Origin of the sequence: Pandoraea sp. CB10b_02 (assembly GCF_002216225.1) — a bacterium.
Lineage (GTDB): Bacteria > Pseudomonadota > Gammaproteobacteria > Burkholderiales > Burkholderiaceae > Pandoraea > Pandoraea nosoerga.
Genome location: NZ_NJGW02000014.1, coordinates 66,479 through 81,219, shown reverse-complemented (window position 1 = coordinate 81,219; position 14,741 = coordinate 66,479). Strand labels below are relative to the sequence as shown.

Below are 14,741 nucleotides of genomic sequence, written 5' to 3'. Positions count from 1 at the left end.
CCTTACGGTGCCGTTTTTCGTTGGACGACGTGATCGGCGCGATCGACGTCATCGCCAGCATGCCCGGCAGGCTACTTCAGCGTCCTGGGAGGCTTGAGCAGCGCCGCGCGCTTGTCGCGCGGTTTGCCCATGAGCACGGGCTGGAAGAACACCGCGCCGACGAGCGTACACACGAGCGAGAGCGCGAGCAGCTTGCCCATGCTCGACGTGCCCGGGTGATGCGAGAGCCACAGACTGCCGAACGCGATACCGGTGGTCGCCGCCGAGAGCACGACGGCTTGCGTGAGGCTCGACTCGAGCAGGCGCGTCTGCCCGTGACGCCATGCGATCACGTAGTAGATCTTGAACGCCACCCCCACCCCCAACAACAGCGGCAACGCGATGATGTTCGCGAAGTTCAGCGGCAAGCCGATGAGCACCGTGATCTCGAGCGTCACGGCCGCCGAGACGAGCAGCGGCACGAGTGTGCGCAGCACGTCGCCGAAGTTGCGCAGCGCGAGCCACAACAGCACGGTGATCGACAGCAGCGCCCAGATGCCCGCTTCGATGAAGGCGCGAATGATGGTGTCGGCCGAGCGCAGGATCGAGATGGGGCCGCCCACGGCGTCGGGCGTGGTCTGCAGCACGGCGGCACTGAACTTGCGCAGCATGGCGTCGTCGCCCGGATCGGCGCCCTTTGCCACGCGTGGCGAAATGTTCACGAGCGCCCGCCCGTCGGCCGAGACCCATTGCGAGACGATGTCCTTGGGCAGCGTCTCGCGCGTGATCGGGCTCGGCTGCAGCGCGTCGCGCAATTGTGCAAGGGCCAGCTTCAGCGGCTCGGCAATGGCGCGTTCGGCGCGATCACGCGTGGCCGCGTCGGCCGCCGCGAGCTTGCGCAGCGCCGTCGCCAGACGCTGCGCTTGCTTCGACCCTTCGCCCGGATAGTCGATGGCAGCGTCTTCCAGTTGGCCCGCCGCCGTCCTGAGCGTCGCTACGCGCACGGCGTCGGGCACCGGCGCCAGCGGCGTCTGCGAGAGCAGCGGCAGCAGCGACGTTGCCGCCGCGCCGATCTGAGCGAGTTTGGCCGGCTGGTTGGCCGGCATGAACGTGGTGAGCGTCACCACGCGCCCGACCTCGGGTACGGCGCGCAGCTTCGCGGCCTCGGCATCGGCCGCATCGAGATCGGGCGCGAGCAGTTGCACGTCGTTCACCCCGGCTTCGGGCGAATTGGCCAGATCGAGCAGCGTAGCCATCGATTCCGTGTGTGGGTCTTTCAGATGCAGCGGATTGAAATCGAAGTGCAGACGGGCGAGCAGCGGCAAGCCCGCCACCACGAGGGCGAGCGTGCCGTACAGCAGCGGCTCGCGGTACTTCTCGGTGAAATCGTCGACGGGCCCGAGGCTGCGAAAGCCCGGCGAGCTCGGTTCTCCCTTCGGCTTGAACACGCTGATGAGCGCGGGCAGCAGCGTGATCGCCGACGGAAACGCCACGCACAGAATCCCGACGCCTGCGATGAGCCCCAGCTCCGACACGCCGCGATAGGCCGTCGGCAGGAACGAGAAGAAGCTGGCGGCCGTGGCCGCCGCAGCCAGCGACAACGGCATGGCAATCGCGCGCCCCGCGCTGCAGAGCGCCCCTTGCAGGACTTCCGCCTCGGAGCTCTCGCCGACCTTGTCGAGCCGATGGCGTTCCTCGCGATAGCGCACGCCGAACTGAATGCCGAAATCCACGCCGATGCCGACGAACAGCACCGCGAAGGCGACCGAAATCATGTTGAGCGCGCCGACCATCATCAGGCCCAGCGCGAAGGTCACCGCCAGGCCGGCCAGCAGCGTAATGAACACCGCCAGGATCATCTTGCCCGAGCGCACGGCAAGCCACAGCACCACGAGCACGGCGAGCAGCGTGATCACGGCGTTGGGCCCGGCGTCTTCGCGCACGGACGCGAACTCCTCGTCGGAGAGCGGGCGCGGGCCGGTCAGGCGCACCGTCGCGCCATAGCGTTCGGCGAGCTTCAGGTCGGCGGCCGCCTGCCGAATGCGCGTGGCGGCGTTCGCGCCTGCTTCGAGCGCGGCGTAGTCGAGCACCGGCTGCACGAGCACGAAGCTGCGCGCGGCAGTCTCGGGCGCCACGAGCGCGCGCCACGACATGCCGGCCGGGCGCCCCGCGAGCACGTCCTCGGTCGTATCGGCGGCGCGCCCGAGCAGGCGCGACATGTCGGAGAGCTTCACCTGACCGGTCAGCAACGGCGTCTGCAACGTGACCGAGAGCAGCCCTGCCAGCCCGTTCAGACTCGGATCCTGCGCGAGACGGCCGATGAGCGGCTTCGCATCTTCGAGCTTGCCGGTAAGCGACCTGACGTCGTCGAGCGAGGCGAACAGCAGCGCGTTGTGCGCGAAGAACTCGCCGGCGCCGGGGCGCGTCACGGCACGGAACACGTCGGTCTCGGTCGAGAGCCTGGCGGCCAGCTCGGCGGCGGCCCGCTCGGCAAATTCCACGGCCGGTGCCTGCACCACGGCGAGCGTGACGTCGGCCTTTTGCGGGAAGGCGCGATCGATTGCGCGGCCGCGCTCGGCGGCGGGCGTGTTCGAATCGATCAGGCTCGAGACGTCGGTATTGATGGCGAAGTGCCTGGCGACGTACACGCTGCTCGCAATCACGAGCAGGAGCGAAGCGAAAATGACCGGGTACGCGTGCTTCGCCGAAAAACGGACGATGCGCACGACGAGCGAACTCAGCATGTAACGGTTCCGGAAGAAATTGACGGCAAAAGGGTGTGGCCGACCGCCAGCGCCGGCGGCTCGAGGGCAAAAGGTAAAGGGTAAAGGAGCGGGCGAGGCCCGTCACCGGAACTGTCGCCGCGCGCGGCACGAAAATGTAACCAAACGCCACACGGCGGGCCGCCTCCGGGAACCAACCGGGGACGGAATCCGTCGATCAGACGTTGGCCGCCGATGCGCGAAAAGTGCGGAAACAGTGAATTTTCAAAACCGCAGCAGTATACAGGGGCCACATGGGAGTCGCCTGGACTACACTACGGCCTACCCCGATTTACACCAACGACGACAAGACTGGGCATGAACAAATTTCTAGTGACGGCGGCCGCGGCCGTTGCCTTGAGCACCACCGCGGGCATCATCGGCGTGAGCCTCGTGTCGAGCGCCTGGGCGCAGGCGAGCGCCAACCCCAACGACATGGTCAGGACGGCCGTCGAGACGGTCGTCAAGGCGGCCAAGGCCGATCCGGCCGCGCGCAACGGCGACGCGGCCGCCACGGCCCGCATCGTGGCGCGCGACTTCCTGCCCTACACCGACTTTCGTCGCACCACGCGCTACGCCGTGGGCCCGAAGGTCTTCGATGCGGCCACGCCCGCTCAGCAGGAGCAGGTTTTCCAGCAGTTCCAGCAATTGCTCGTGAACACCTACGCCCTGCAGCTCATGCAGGTGCGCGGCACCGACCTGTCGTTCAAGTTCGCGCCGGCCAAGCTCGCGCCGAACAGCACCGACGCGGTCGTGGGCGCGTCGGTGAGCGGCACCGGCGACAACCTGTCGGTGGCCTATCGGCTCGCCAAGACCGATAAGGGCTGGAAAATCTACGACATCAACATGATGGGCGAGAACGTGGCCGACGCCTGGCTCATCCAGCTCTATCAACCGCAGTTCAAGGCGCGCATCGCCCAGGGGGGCATCGACGGGCTGATCGCGTACCTGCGCGACAAGAACGAGCGTTTCGGCAAATAAATCAAATACTTGACAACGGGCGGCCCGTTCGCCGCCGCGCGCCGCCGCGGCGGGAATCGCCCGGCGAACGGTATTACGGCAGGATCGGACGCATTTCGGCCCCGATGCCTGCCGGTTCGTCAACATTTTCGCAACATCGGCTGACGTTCTCCTACAGGGGCTCGTCAGCAACATTTGGCCGCGCCGGTTACAATCGTCGCTTGTCAAACGACCGGACGGCGGTCCCCCCGAAGGTACACCCGACTTGCCATCTCCCATGGCACCGGGCGGTTCACGGAACGCGTGCATTTCGCGCCGTGGCCCACCGATTGAGACCGTCATCCCGGCCGACCTGAGCCGGAGAGCTGAATGCAAGTCATCCTTGCCCAACCCCGCGGGTTCTGTGCGGGTGTCATACGTGCCATCGAGATCGTGGAACGCGCCCTGGAAAAATACGGCGCGCCGGTCTATGTGCGCCATGAGATCGTCCACAACAAGCATGTGGTCGATTCGCTCAAGGCCAAGGGTGCGCGCTTCATCGACGAGTTGTCCGAGGCCCCTGCGGGCGCGGTGACCATTTTCAGCGCCCATGGCGTGGCGCGCGTGGTCGAACAGGAAGCGCAGACGCGCGGGCTCAAGGTGCTCAACGCCACCTGTCCGCTCGTGACCAAGGTGCATATCCAGGGCAAGAACTACGTGTCGGCCGGGCGCGAAGTGATCCTGATCGGCCACGCGGGCCACCCCGAAGTGGAGGGCACGATGGGCCAGATCGACGGCCCGGTGCATCTGGTGCAAACCGAGGCGGACGTCGACGCCCTGCCGCTCGCGCTCGACACGCCCGTGTCCTACGTCACGCAGACCACGCTCTCGGTCGATGAGACTCGCGGTATCATTGCTGCGCTGCAACGTCGCTTTACCAATATCGTCGGCCCGAACACCAAGGACATCTGCTACGCCACGCAGAACCGCCAGACCGCCGTGCGCGAACTGTGCGAGCGCGTGGACGTGCTGCTCGTGGTCGGGGCGACGAACAGCTCGAACTCGAACCGCCTGCGCGAGATCGGCTCCGAAATGGGGCTGCCGAGCTACCTCGTGGCCGATGGCTCCGAAGTCGAGCCCGAATGGGTGCGCGGAAAAGCCCGCATCGGCATTACTGCCGGGGCGTCCGCGCCCGAGCGCATGGTCGAAGACGTGATCGACGCGCTGCGCCGCATCGACACGGTCGAAGTGACTCTCATGGACGGCATCGAGGAAACCATCCAATTCCGCTTGCCGTCGGAATTGACCAAAGACGAGCCGGCCGCCGCCCAACACGCGGTCGCCGGCTAACGCAACACGAACAGGAGCCGAACTTGGCCATCCCCTTCCTGCAACAGGCGTATGTTGGCGCCTACCTGATGAAGCAGCGCCTCAAGGGCAACAAGCGTTACCCGCTGGTGCTGATGCTCGAACCGCTGTTTCGCTGCAACCTGGCCTGCTCGGGCTGCGGCAAGATCGACTACCCGGACCCCATCCTGAACCAGCGCGTCTCGCTCAAGGAGTCGCTCGAGGCGGTCGACGAGTGCGGCGCGCCGGTGGTGTCCATCGCGGGCGGCGAACCGTTGCTGCACAAGGAAATGCCGCAAATCGTCAAGGGCATCATCGCGCGCAAGAAGTTCGTCTATTTGTGCACCAACGCCCTGCTGCTCGAGAAGAAGATCGACGACTACGAGCCGAGCCCGTTCTTCGTCTGGTCGATTCACCTCGACGGCGACCGCGAAATGCATGACGCCGCGGTCTCGCAAGAAGGCGTGTACGACCGTGCCGTGGCGGCCATCAAGCTGGCCAAGTCGCGCGGCTTTCGCGTGAACATCAACTGCACGCTGTTCAACAACGCCGATCCCGAGAAGGTCGCCAAGTTCTTCGATTCGACCAAGGATCTGGGCCTCGACGGCATTACCGTGTCGCCGGGCTACGCCTACGAGCGCGCGCCGGATCAGCAGCACTTCCTGAACCGCTCGAAGACCAAGCAGCTCTTTCGCGACATTCTCAAGCGCGGCAACGGCGGCAAGAAGTGGTCGTTCAGCCAGTCGAGCCTGTTTCTCGACTTCCTGGCCGGCAACCGCTCGTACCACTGCACCCCATGGGGCAACCCCACGCGCACCGTGTTCGGCTGGCAGCGTCCGTGCTACCTGCTGGGCGAAGGCTATGCCAAGACGTACACCGAGTTGATGGAAACCACCGACTGGGACAAGTACGGCGTGGGCAATTACGAAAAGTGCGCCGACTGCATGGTGCACAGCGGCTTCGAAGCCACGGCCGTCAACGAGACGATGTCGCACCCGCTGCGCGCGCTCGGCGTGGCGCTCAAGGGCGTGCGCACCGAAGGCCCGATGGCCGAGGACGTCTCGTTCGCCAGGCAGCGTCCGGCCGAGTACGTCTTCTCGAAGCACGTCGAGATCAAGCTCGACGAACTGCGCCGGGCCAAGGCATAAATGCCCTCGCGTGTGCTGGTGACCGGCGCCTCCGGGTTCGTCGGTTCTGCGGTGGCACGCACGGCGCTCGCACGCGGTCACGAGGTTCGCCTGCTGGTGCGCGGCACCAGTCCGCGGGCGAACCTTGCCGACCTGCCTGTCGAAGTCGTGGAAGGCGACATGCGCGACGCCGCGTCGATGCAGCGCGCGCTCGAAGGCATCGACGCCCTGCTGCATGTCGCCGCCGACTATCGCCTGTGGGCGAAAGATCCCAACGACATCATGCGTGCCAATATCGACGGCACGCGCACGGTAATGGAAGCGGCGTTGCGCGCCGGCGTCCGGCGCGTGGTGTACACGAGCAGCGTTGCCACGCTGCGCGTGCATGACGCCACCGGTCCCGTCGACGAAACCTCCCCGAACGACGAAGCCACGACCATCGGCGTGTACAAGCGCAGCAAGGTCGCAGCCGAGCGTCTGGTCGAGCGGATGATCGCGAACGACGGCCTGCCCGCCGTGATCGTCAATCCGTCCACGCCCATCGGGCCGCGCGACATCAAACCCACGCCCACGGGCCGCATTATCGTCGAGGCCGCACAGGGCAAGATTCCGGCCTTCGTCGACACGGGGCTGAACCTCGTGCACGTCGACGATTGCGCCGAAGGTCACCTTCTCGCGCTCGAGCGCGGCCGCATCGGCGAGCGCTACATTCTCGGCGGCGACGACGTCCTGCTGCGCGACATGCTCGCCACCATTGCCGGGATGGTCGGCCGCAAGGCCCCCACCATCTCGCTGCCGCGCTGGCCGCTGTACCCGCTCGCGATGGCGGCGCAAGGCGTGGCGCGCTTCACGGGCAAAGAACCGTTCGTCACGGTCGATGGCCTGAAGATGTCGCGCTATCACATGTTCTTCTCCTCCGAGAAGGCAAGGCGCGAGTTGGGCTACACCGCCCGTCCCTATGCCGACGGCTTGCGCGACGCGCTCGCCTGGTTCGGCTCTGCCGGATATCTGTCATGACTGTTTTGGCCTGGATCGCCGCGCTCTCGCTGGCCATCTGGATCTATCTGCTGAGCTCGCAAGGCGGCTTCTGGCGTGCGCGCGAGCGCGACGACGTCGACGAAGACCGCCTGCCCGTGCCCGAGGCCTGGCCCGCCGTGGCCGTGGTGATCCCCGCGCGCAACGAGGCGCAGTCCATTGCCCAGGTGGTCGAGTCGCTGTGCCGTCAGGACTACGCGGGCCGGCTGCGTATCGTCGTCGTGGACGACCAGAGCAGCGACGGCACCGCCGGGCTCGCCCGCGAGGCCGCGCAGCGCGCCGCGGCCGAGGGCTTCGCGCGCCGCGTGGACGTGCTGAGCGGCCAAGCGCTGCCCGGCGGCTGGACGGGCAAGATGTGGGCGATCCGTCAGGGTGTCGCCTTCGCGAGCGATCCCGCAACGGACGACGACGGCATCGTTCCCGAGTACCTGCTGCACACCGACGCCGACATCGCCCACACGCCCGATAACGTGCGTCGCCTGGTCACGCGCGCCGTCGGCGACAGGCGCGTGCTCGTCTCGCTCATGGCGAAGCTGCGCTGCACCGCGTGGTTCGAGCGCACGCTGATTCCGGCCTTCGTGCTGTTCTTCCAGATGCTCTACCCGTTTGCGTGGGTCAACGATCCGAAGCGCCGCATGGCCGCGGCAGCCGGCGGATGCATGTTGATTCATCGCCGCTCGCTCGAAGCCGGCGGCGGCATCGAGGCGATCCGCGACGAGATCATCGACGACTGTGCGATGGGGCGCTTGCTCAAGAAGCAAGGCCCGATCTGGCTGGGGCTCACCGAACGCGCGACGAGCGTGCGTCCCTACGACAACCTTGGCGAGATTCGCAAGATGGTCTCGCGCACGGCATACGCGCAGCTGCAATACTCGCCCGTACTGCTTGCCGGGACGATCGTCTCGCTGTTGCTCACGTTCATCGTGCCGCCGGCGATGACGCTCTTCGCTTCGGGCATCGCGCAATGGCTCGGGCTGTTCGCCTGGCTTGCGATGACGCTCTCCTACCTTCCGATGCTGCGCTTCTATCGCCAGCCGTCGAGCTTCGGCCCCTTCCTGCCGGTCGTCGCCGCGCTCTACACGGTCTTCACGTTCGATTCGGCGCTGCAGCACTGGCGCGGGCGGGGCGGCATGTGGAAAGGCCGTGCACAAGCACGCGGGCAGCAATCGTCGGACGCCTGACCTCGCCCGAATCATCCCCAATCATCCCCAACCATCCCCGATCGCACGACGGCACGACCGCACGCCAGCCACCGTCGCAGCCATAAAAAATGCCAGCCTGTCCTTGCGACACGCTGGCATTTTTCATCGATCGAATGCAGGCGGCACCGCCTCGCGCGCGGGCCGTTTCAGACACCCGCTGCCGTGGCGCCAAAGCCGGCGCCGAGCTGCAGCGCGATGGCCCGTCGCCCCGCTTGCATGGCCCGCTTCGCACGGCCGGCGTCCTGCCCCACGCGCAGCAGGGCCGGCAACTGGCGCGGATCGCCGGCGAGCGAGCGCAGCACGCCGACGACGTCGGCCGAGCCATCCGGGCGCATGCCGGCCAGCGCCGCCGGCGGCAACGACCGTTCGGCCGGATCGATCACGACACGGGCCGCGACGAACGGCAGTCCACGCGCCAGCGCGACACGCGCCACGATATGCGACTCCATGTCGACCGCCGCCGCGCCGGTCTCGCGCGAGAGCGCCGCCTTGTCGCCGGCGGCGACGACGGGCGTCGCCACGCCGGCCAGGTCCGCGTGCAGCGCACCGGGCATGGCGTGCAGCAGCACATCGGCCCAGCCGGGGTGTGCAGCGTACTCGCGCGCCTGCTGCGGCATGTCCAGCACCTTGTGCGCAACGACCCACTGCCCTGGCTTCACCCCGGGAACGAGGCCGCCCGCGGTGCCAAAGCTCACGAGTCCTCGCGCTCCATGGCGAGCGATCGCCGCGTCCAGTTCGGCCGCAAGCGTAGCGTTCTGCGCGCACAGGACATGCACGCCGTCGCCGCGCGCGATACGCGCCTCGAACGGCATGCCGGTCACGACCAGGATGGGCGCGTCCATACCGCTCCCTACATGCCGCAGGGCACCGGGCAGTCGTTGCGCACGGTAAGGTTGCGGTAGCGTGCGAGCGCCCACAGCGGGAAGAACTTGCGATAGCCGTGGTAGCGCAGGTAGAACACGCGCGGGAAGCCTGTGGCCGTGTAGAGCGCTTCGTCCCACAGGCCCTCGTCGTTCTGCGTGTTGAGCAGATAGTCGACGCCGCGCTTGACCGCCGGGTGATCGACCTTGCCGGCGGCCATCAGGCCAAGCAGCGCCCAGGCGGTTTGCGACGACGTGCTCGGCGCGGCTTCGTAGCCCTTGTATTCGAGCTTGTAGCTGTCGCCGTCCTCGCCCCAGCCGCCGTCGGCGTTCTGAATCGAGATGAGCCACTGCGCGGCCTTGGCCATGGCCGGGTGCTCCGGCGTCAAGCCGGCGGCCTGCAGCCCGCACAGCGCCGACCACGTGCCGTACACGTAGTTCATGCCCCAGCGACCGTACCAACTGCCGTCCGGCTCCTGATCGTCGAGGATGTACTTCAGCGCCAGTTCGGCCGAGGCGCGGCGCGCCGGCGACTGCGGCAGTTGCGCGAGCATCGACAGGCAGCGGGCGGAGACGTCCACCGTGGGCGGATCGAGCAGCGCGCCATGATCGGAGAACGGGATGTTGTTCAGATACAGGTGCGTGTTCTCCGGCTCGAACGCGCCCCAACCGCCGTTGCTGCTCTGCATGCCGATGACCCATTCGGTGCCGCGATCGATCGCATAGCGCATCGGACGCGTGCTCTCGTCGACCTTGTCGCCCTCGAACTTGCCCGCGAGCTTCTCGTAGCGGTCCATGGCCATGGCCACGACGGCCGTGTCGTCCACGTCCGGATAGTGCGGATTGGCAAACTGGAACGCCCAGCCCCCCGGACGCACGTTCGGACGGCGCGAGATCCAGTCGCCGCGCACGTCGAGAATCTGCAGCGGAATGAGCCACTCCAGCCCCTTGCCGGCCATCTCGATGGCGCGCTTGTCGCCCGTCTCGAGCAGCGCGTGGGCCGACAGTGCCGTATCCCACACCGGCGACAGGCACGGCTGCACGTAGGTTTCGTGCTCGGCCGGCGTCACGAGCTTTTCCACGGACTTGCGTGCGATCGCGCGGCTCGGATGATCCTCCGGATAGCCGAGCACGTCGTACATCATGACCGCGTTGGCCATGGCGGGATAGATCGCGCCAAGGCCGTCTTCGCCGTTCAGGCGCTCTTCGACGAACTCGACGGCGCGCCGAATCGACTTCTCGCGCAGTTTCTTCGGGAAGAACGGATCGAGCGCGCGCAGCACATGGTCGACGCCGGCGAAGAACGTGAACCAGAAGCGGCTCTGATGCGGCGCACGCTTGGGCGGACCCACGTCCTTCGGGCTGCCGATGAACAGCTCGTCGATGTGCACGCCCTTCGGATTGCGGGCGCGCGGACGCCTGGCCTGCAGCACCAGCAGCGGCACGATCACCGTGCGGGCCCAGTACGACACCTTCGAGAGGTGGAACGGGAACCACTTCGGCAGCAGCATGATCTCGACGGGCATCATCGGCACCGCCTTCCACTCCACCACCCCGTACAGCGCGAGCAGAATCCGCGTGAAGACGTTGGAATTCTGCGCGCCGCCATGCGCGAGGATCGCTTCGCGCGCGCGCACCATGTGTGGGGCGTCGATCGGCTCGCCGATCATCTTGAGCGCGAAATAGGCCTTCACGCTCGCGCTCATGTCGAACTTGCCGTTATGGAACAGCGGCCAGCCGCCGTGCTCACCCTGGATGCGGCGCAGATACGCGGCGATCTTCGCTTCGAGCTCTGCGTCGACCTTCTCGCCGAGATGATGGCGAAGCAGCACGTATTCGGCCGGGATCGTGGAATCGGCTTCGAGTTCGAAGAGCCAGTGGCCGTCGTCGTGCTGCAGATCGAGCAGCGCCGTGATCGAGCGCTCGATGCTGCTCTCCAGCGTCTGCGTGGCCATTGCCGTGCTCACCTTCTGGGCGAGCTCGGTATGCAGTTTGAGGTCCACCGCCGTGGCGGTGGCCGTGCGTCGCGCTTCCTTGTCGGAAGCATCGCGTATCGTGTCCATGGCGTTCTTGCCCGTTCAAAGGCGAGTGAGCGGCGCTTGCTGCACGCCGCGGAAAAACAAAGACTTCAGAACAATGACTTCAGGCCGGACGCAGTTCGTCCGCCGCCCGGTTGCCGCTGCGCAATGCCCCTTCGATGGTCGCGGGCAGCCCCGTGGCCGTCCAGTCTCCGGCCAGCATGAGATTGCGCCAGCGCGTTTTGGTGCCGGGCCGGCGTGTGTCCTGCGCCGGCGTTGCTGCAAACGTGGCGCGCTTCTCGCGCACCAGTTGCCACACCGGCATCGGCGTGGCCGGAACCCGACAGGCCCGCGCGACCTCTTCCCAAATGCGTTGCGCGAGCGATTCGCGCGATTCGTCGAGCAAATGGTCCGCGCCGCTGATCGTCACCGACAGCCGGTTCTCGAACGCGAAAATCCAGTCGCTCACGCCGTTGACCACGCCGATCATCGGCGGGCAGCCCGGCGGGGGCGGCACCTGAAAATGCGCGTTGACAATGGCGCGGTATTCGTCGGGCGTCGTCAGGCCGGGGACCAGCGACGCCGCGACGTTCGGCGGCACCGCCAGCACGACGGCATCGTCCTCACCGAGCGCTTGCGGCCCGTCGCCGAAGTCGATCGATTCGACGCGGCTGCCGTCGGACGCGTAGCCCAGCACCCGCACGCGGTGCTGCATCAACACCTGCGCGCCCTTCGCGTCCAGAAACGCCAGGGCCGGCGTGACGAACGACACGTCGAGCCCGTCGCTCGCGATAAGCGGATGACACGCCTTGCCGCCGGCCGCGAGCGTCTCGCGGATGACGGCGCCGGCCATCTGCGCCGAGCCTTCGGCCGGATCGGCATTGAGCACGGCAAGAAACAGCGGATGAATCAATCGCTTGTACAGTGTGAGGGGGCAGCGCATCGCGTCGGTCATCGTCGCCTCGGGACCGGCGCGCAGCAGCGGCGCGAGCGACAGGTAATCCGACCATTTCGTGCCGGGCACGCGAGCACGCCGATCGAAGATCCACCACGGCAGGCGACCCTCGGACAGCCGCACCGTCCAGCGCTCGTCGCTCTCGAGATCGACGAAAGCGAACTCGGCGCGGCCCGGGCCGGTGAGCGTATGTTCCGACCCGATGACGCGCGTGAATTCGCGCATCGCCGTATTGCCCGAGAGCACCAGGTGATTGCCATTGTCGATCACGGCGTTGAGCTGACGATCGAAGTAGGAACGGCAACGGCCGCCCGCCTGGGGCGCCGCCTCGTGCAGTACGACGGCCGCCCCGCGCGAGGCAAGCCGGACCGCGGCGGCCAGGCCCGCAAGGCCGGCGCCGATTACATGAACCGTGCCCGCCATCAGAAGACCATCTGCCGCAGCAGCATCAAAATCAGGCGCCAGCGCGGCACACGTACACGCTCGCGCGGCACGGCGAAGCCACGCGCCACGAGCTTGTCGAGAATTGCACCGTAGGCCCGTGCCATGACGGCCGGGGCTATGACCATGCGGCGCGGATGGCGCGCCATGATGGCGCGCGCCTTCGCATAATGCTCGTGCGCCCGGGCGACCAGCGGTGCGCAGGCGAGGTCGAGCCCCGCGGCAACCACCTTCTCGGGCGTCGCGCCGGCGATACCGGCCTGTGCCAGCGTCTCGCGCGGCAGGTACACGCGCCCGATGGCGGCGTCCTCGTCGATATCGCGAAGAATGTTGGTGAGTTGCAGCGCGCGGCCCAGATGATGGGACAGGTCGATGCCTTCCTGCTCCGGCATGCCGAACACTTTCACCGAAAGACGGCCGACGGCGCTCGCCACGCGATCGCAATAAAGGTCCAGCGTGGCCAGATCGGGCGCGACGATGGGCCCGCAGGCGTCCATTTCCATGCCGTCGATGACGGCGAGGAAGTCTTCGTGCTTCAGCCCGAATTGCCTGACCACGCGCGCGAGATTCGCGAGCGAGGGCGCGGGACGGCCATCGTAGAGGTCGGCCAGATCGCGTCGCCAGGCGGCCAGGCGGGCCATGCGGCTCGCCGACGTGTCGTCGCCGTCGTCGGCAATGTCGTCCACGGCGCGGCAAAAGGCATAGATCTCGAACATGCCTTCGCGCTGCGCGGGCGGCAAAATGCGCATGGCAGCATAGAAACTGCTGCCCGAGGCCACGCGAGCGCTGCTTTGCTCTGGCGAAATATCGATCGGTTCGGCGACGCTCACGAGGCTCCTCGTCGTGCAGGGGAACGGGGTGACACCACGGAAAAACTCTGGGGATTCTTGCAAGGAGGGAAGTATACCGGGGATTGGCGCGACTTTCCCGCCAGAATCGGGAACGATAGCATAGAATCTCGGGGCGCCCGGGGCGGGTTTTCCGGTGTCTTTTGGCGGTTTTCCGCCCGTGTTCCCCCCTGTTGCGCAACTTTCCCCCCCGTTGCCCACGTTACCCGCGTTGCCCGCGTTGCCCCGTCAACGCCGCCGCGATGACGTTGTCCCTTTGACGAGCCCGATGACTTCCGACGCCAAGATCGAGCATTACGAGAACTTCCCGGTCGCCAGTATCCTGTTGCCGCCTGAAATGCGCGCGCCGGTCGGCGTCATCTACAACTTCGCCCGCACGGCCGACGACATCGCCGACGAGGGCGACGCCACCAATGCCGAGCGCCATGCCGGCCTCGCGGCGTATCAGGCGGAACTCGACCGGATCGCGGCCGGCGAGCCCACCTCTCCCGACAGGCCGCTGTTCGCCGCGCTCGCCCGCGTCATCGCGCAGTACGGGCTTCCGGTCCAGCCGTTTTCCGACCTGCTCTCGGCCTTCGATCAGGACATCGAGGTCAAACGCTACGCCACGTTCGCAGATCTGCGCGACTACACGCGCCGCTCGGCCGATCCGGTCGGACGCATCATGCTCGGCCTGTTCAAGCTCGACACGCCGGAGAACATCGCGTGCTCGGACGACATCTGCTCGGCCCTGCAACTCATCAACTTCTGGCAAGACGTGGAAGTGGACTGGCGCAAGGCACGGGTGTATCTGCCGCAGGACGACATGGCCCGCTTCGGCGTGAGCGACGCCGACATCGGCGCGCAGACCTGCGACGAGCGCTGGCGCGCACTGATGCGCTACGAAGTCGACTTTGCGCGGCAGATGATGCTGCGCGGCGCGCCGCTGGCCAATCGCGTGCCGGGCCGCTTCGGGCTCGAGCTGTGCTGCGTGGTGCACGGCGGCCTACGCATTCTCGACATGATCGAAGCCGCCGACTACGACGTCTTCCGCCACCGTCCGAAGCTCGGCAAGACCGACGGCGTGCGCGTCTTCCTGCGCGGCCTCGGCATGAAGCTGAGCGGCCGCCCGCCCCACGCCTGAGCGCAAACGGCGCGCCGGACCAGCGTGGCACCAACGATTGCCACGCTTCTGGCGCTTCTCTACGATCCCCGCCCGCCCTAACCTGTCGGCAAGACGCTTGCCGCT

11 protein-coding genes are annotated in these 14,741 nt (G+C 67.0%); 6 read left to right on the top strand and 5 right to left on the bottom strand.

Annotated elements, in window-relative coordinates; all coding sequences use genetic code 11:
• Window positions 1–71: 71 nt before the first annotated feature.
• The gene (hpnN, locus tag CDN36_RS15580; RefSeq protein WP_287497211.1) at window positions 72–2,723 is read right to left on the bottom strand and encodes a hopanoid transporter HpnN; all 2,652 of its coding nucleotides are present in this window, start codon (window positions 2,721–2,723) and stop codon (window positions 72–74) included.
• A gap of 336 nt (window positions 2,724–3,059) precedes the next feature.
• On the opposite strand from hpnN, the gene CDN36_RS15575 reads away from it, so the two are divergent.
• From CDN36_RS15575 to CDN36_RS15555, 5 genes are all read left to right on the top strand, one after another.
• Window positions 3,060–3,722 (top strand): MlaC/ttg2D family ABC transporter substrate-binding protein, encoded by a 663-nt coding sequence (locus CDN36_RS15575; protein WP_502920375.1) that lies wholly within the window; start codon window positions 3,060–3,062, stop codon window positions 3,720–3,722.
• A 348-nt stretch (window positions 3,723–4,070) separates the two neighbouring features.
• A complete protein-coding gene (ispH, locus tag CDN36_RS15570; RefSeq protein WP_150556216.1) occupies window positions 4,071–5,030 on the top strand; it encodes a 4-hydroxy-3-methylbut-2-enyl diphosphate reductase in 960 nt (319 codons plus the stop codon).
• A gap of 23 nt (window positions 5,031–5,053) precedes the next feature.
• A complete protein-coding gene (hpnH, locus tag CDN36_RS15565; RefSeq protein ID WP_150556217.1) occupies window positions 5,054–6,175 on the top strand; it encodes an adenosyl-hopene transferase HpnH in 1,122 nt (373 codons plus the stop codon).
• Entirely contained in the window at window positions 6,176–7,171 is a 996-nt protein-coding gene (gene hpnA, locus CDN36_RS15560) for a hopanoid-associated sugar epimerase (RefSeq protein WP_150556218.1), read from the top strand. It begins immediately after the preceding gene.
• On the top strand, window positions 7,168–8,370 hold the full coding sequence (locus CDN36_RS15555) for a glycosyltransferase (RefSeq protein WP_150556219.1): 1,203 nt from the start codon (window positions 7,168–7,170) through the stop codon (window positions 8,368–8,370). Before hpnA ends, CDN36_RS15555 begins: the two co-directional genes overlap by 4 nt.
• A gap of 167 nt (window positions 8,371–8,537) precedes the next feature.
• Here the strand turns inward: CDN36_RS15555 and CDN36_RS15550 are convergent, their stop codons facing one another.
• The 4 genes from CDN36_RS15550 to hpnD all read right to left on the bottom strand — a co-directional run bounded on the left by CDN36_RS15550 (window position 8,538) and on the right by hpnD (window position 13,495).
• Window positions 8,538–9,233 (bottom strand): phosphorylase, encoded by a 696-nt coding sequence (locus tag CDN36_RS15550; protein ID WP_287497210.1) that lies wholly within the window; start codon window positions 9,231–9,233, stop codon window positions 8,538–8,540.
• A gap of 8 nt (window positions 9,234–9,241) precedes the next feature.
• Window positions 9,242–11,206 carry a squalene--hopene cyclase gene (gene shc, locus CDN36_RS15545; protein ID WP_150556334.1) on the bottom strand — a complete coding sequence of 655 codons (1,965 nt, stop codon included), beginning with the start codon at window positions 11,204–11,206 and terminating at the stop codon, window positions 9,242–9,244.
• A gap of 187 nt (window positions 11,207–11,393) precedes the next feature.
• Window positions 11,394–12,647: a hydroxysqualene dehydroxylase HpnE gene (hpnE, locus tag CDN36_RS15540; protein ID WP_287497209.1), complete on the bottom strand. Its 1,254-nt coding sequence runs from the start codon at window positions 12,645–12,647 to the stop codon at window positions 11,394–11,396.
• Window positions 12,647–13,495, bottom strand: coding sequence for a presqualene diphosphate synthase HpnD (gene hpnD / locus CDN36_RS15535; RefSeq protein WP_150556222.1), 849 nt, complete (start codon window positions 13,493–13,495; stop codon window positions 12,647–12,649). The genes hpnE and hpnD overlap by 1 nt, the downstream gene beginning before the upstream one ends.
• A 286-nt stretch (window positions 13,496–13,781) precedes the next feature.
• On the opposite strand from hpnD, the gene hpnC reads away from it, so the two are divergent.
• Window positions 13,782–14,636 carry a squalene synthase HpnC gene (gene hpnC / locus CDN36_RS15530; RefSeq protein WP_287497208.1) on the top strand — a complete coding sequence of 285 codons (855 nt, stop codon included), beginning with the start codon at window positions 13,782–13,784 and terminating at the stop codon, window positions 14,634–14,636.
• Window positions 14,637–14,741: the final 105 nt, after the last annotated feature.

Excerpts from the sequence above, each read along its gene's own strand:
- hpnE (WP_287497209.1), bottom strand. The coding sequence starts at position 12,647 with ATGGCGGGCACGGTTCATGTAATCGGCGCCGGCCTTGCGGGCCTGGCC.
- hpnA (WP_150556218.1), top strand. The coding sequence starts at position 6,176 with ATGCCCTCGCGTGTGCTGGTGACCGGCGCCTCCGGGTTCGTCGGTTCT.
- CDN36_RS15550 (WP_287497210.1), bottom strand. The coding sequence starts at position 9,233 with ATGGACGCGCCCATCCTGGTCGTGACCGGCATGCCGTTCGAGGCGCGT.
- CDN36_RS15555 (WP_150556219.1), top strand. The coding sequence starts at position 7,168 with ATGACTGTTTTGGCCTGGATCGCCGCGCTCTCGCTGGCCATCTGGATC.
- CDN36_RS15575 (WP_502920375.1), top strand. The coding sequence starts at position 3,060 with ATGAACAAATTTCTAGTGACGGCGGCCGCGGCCGTTGCCTTGAGCACC.
- shc (WP_150556334.1), bottom strand. The coding sequence starts at position 11,206 with ATGGCCACGCAGACGCTGGAGAGCAGCATCGAGCGCTCGATCACGGCG.
- hpnC (WP_287497208.1), top strand. The coding sequence starts at position 13,782 with ATGACTTCCGACGCCAAGATCGAGCATTACGAGAACTTCCCGGTCGCC.
- hpnN (WP_287497211.1), bottom strand. The coding sequence starts at position 2,723 with ATGCTGAGTTCGCTCGTCGTGCGCATCGTCCGTTTTTCGGCGAAGCAC.
- ispH (WP_150556216.1), top strand. The coding sequence starts at position 4,071 with ATGCAAGTCATCCTTGCCCAACCCCGCGGGTTCTGTGCGGGTGTCATA.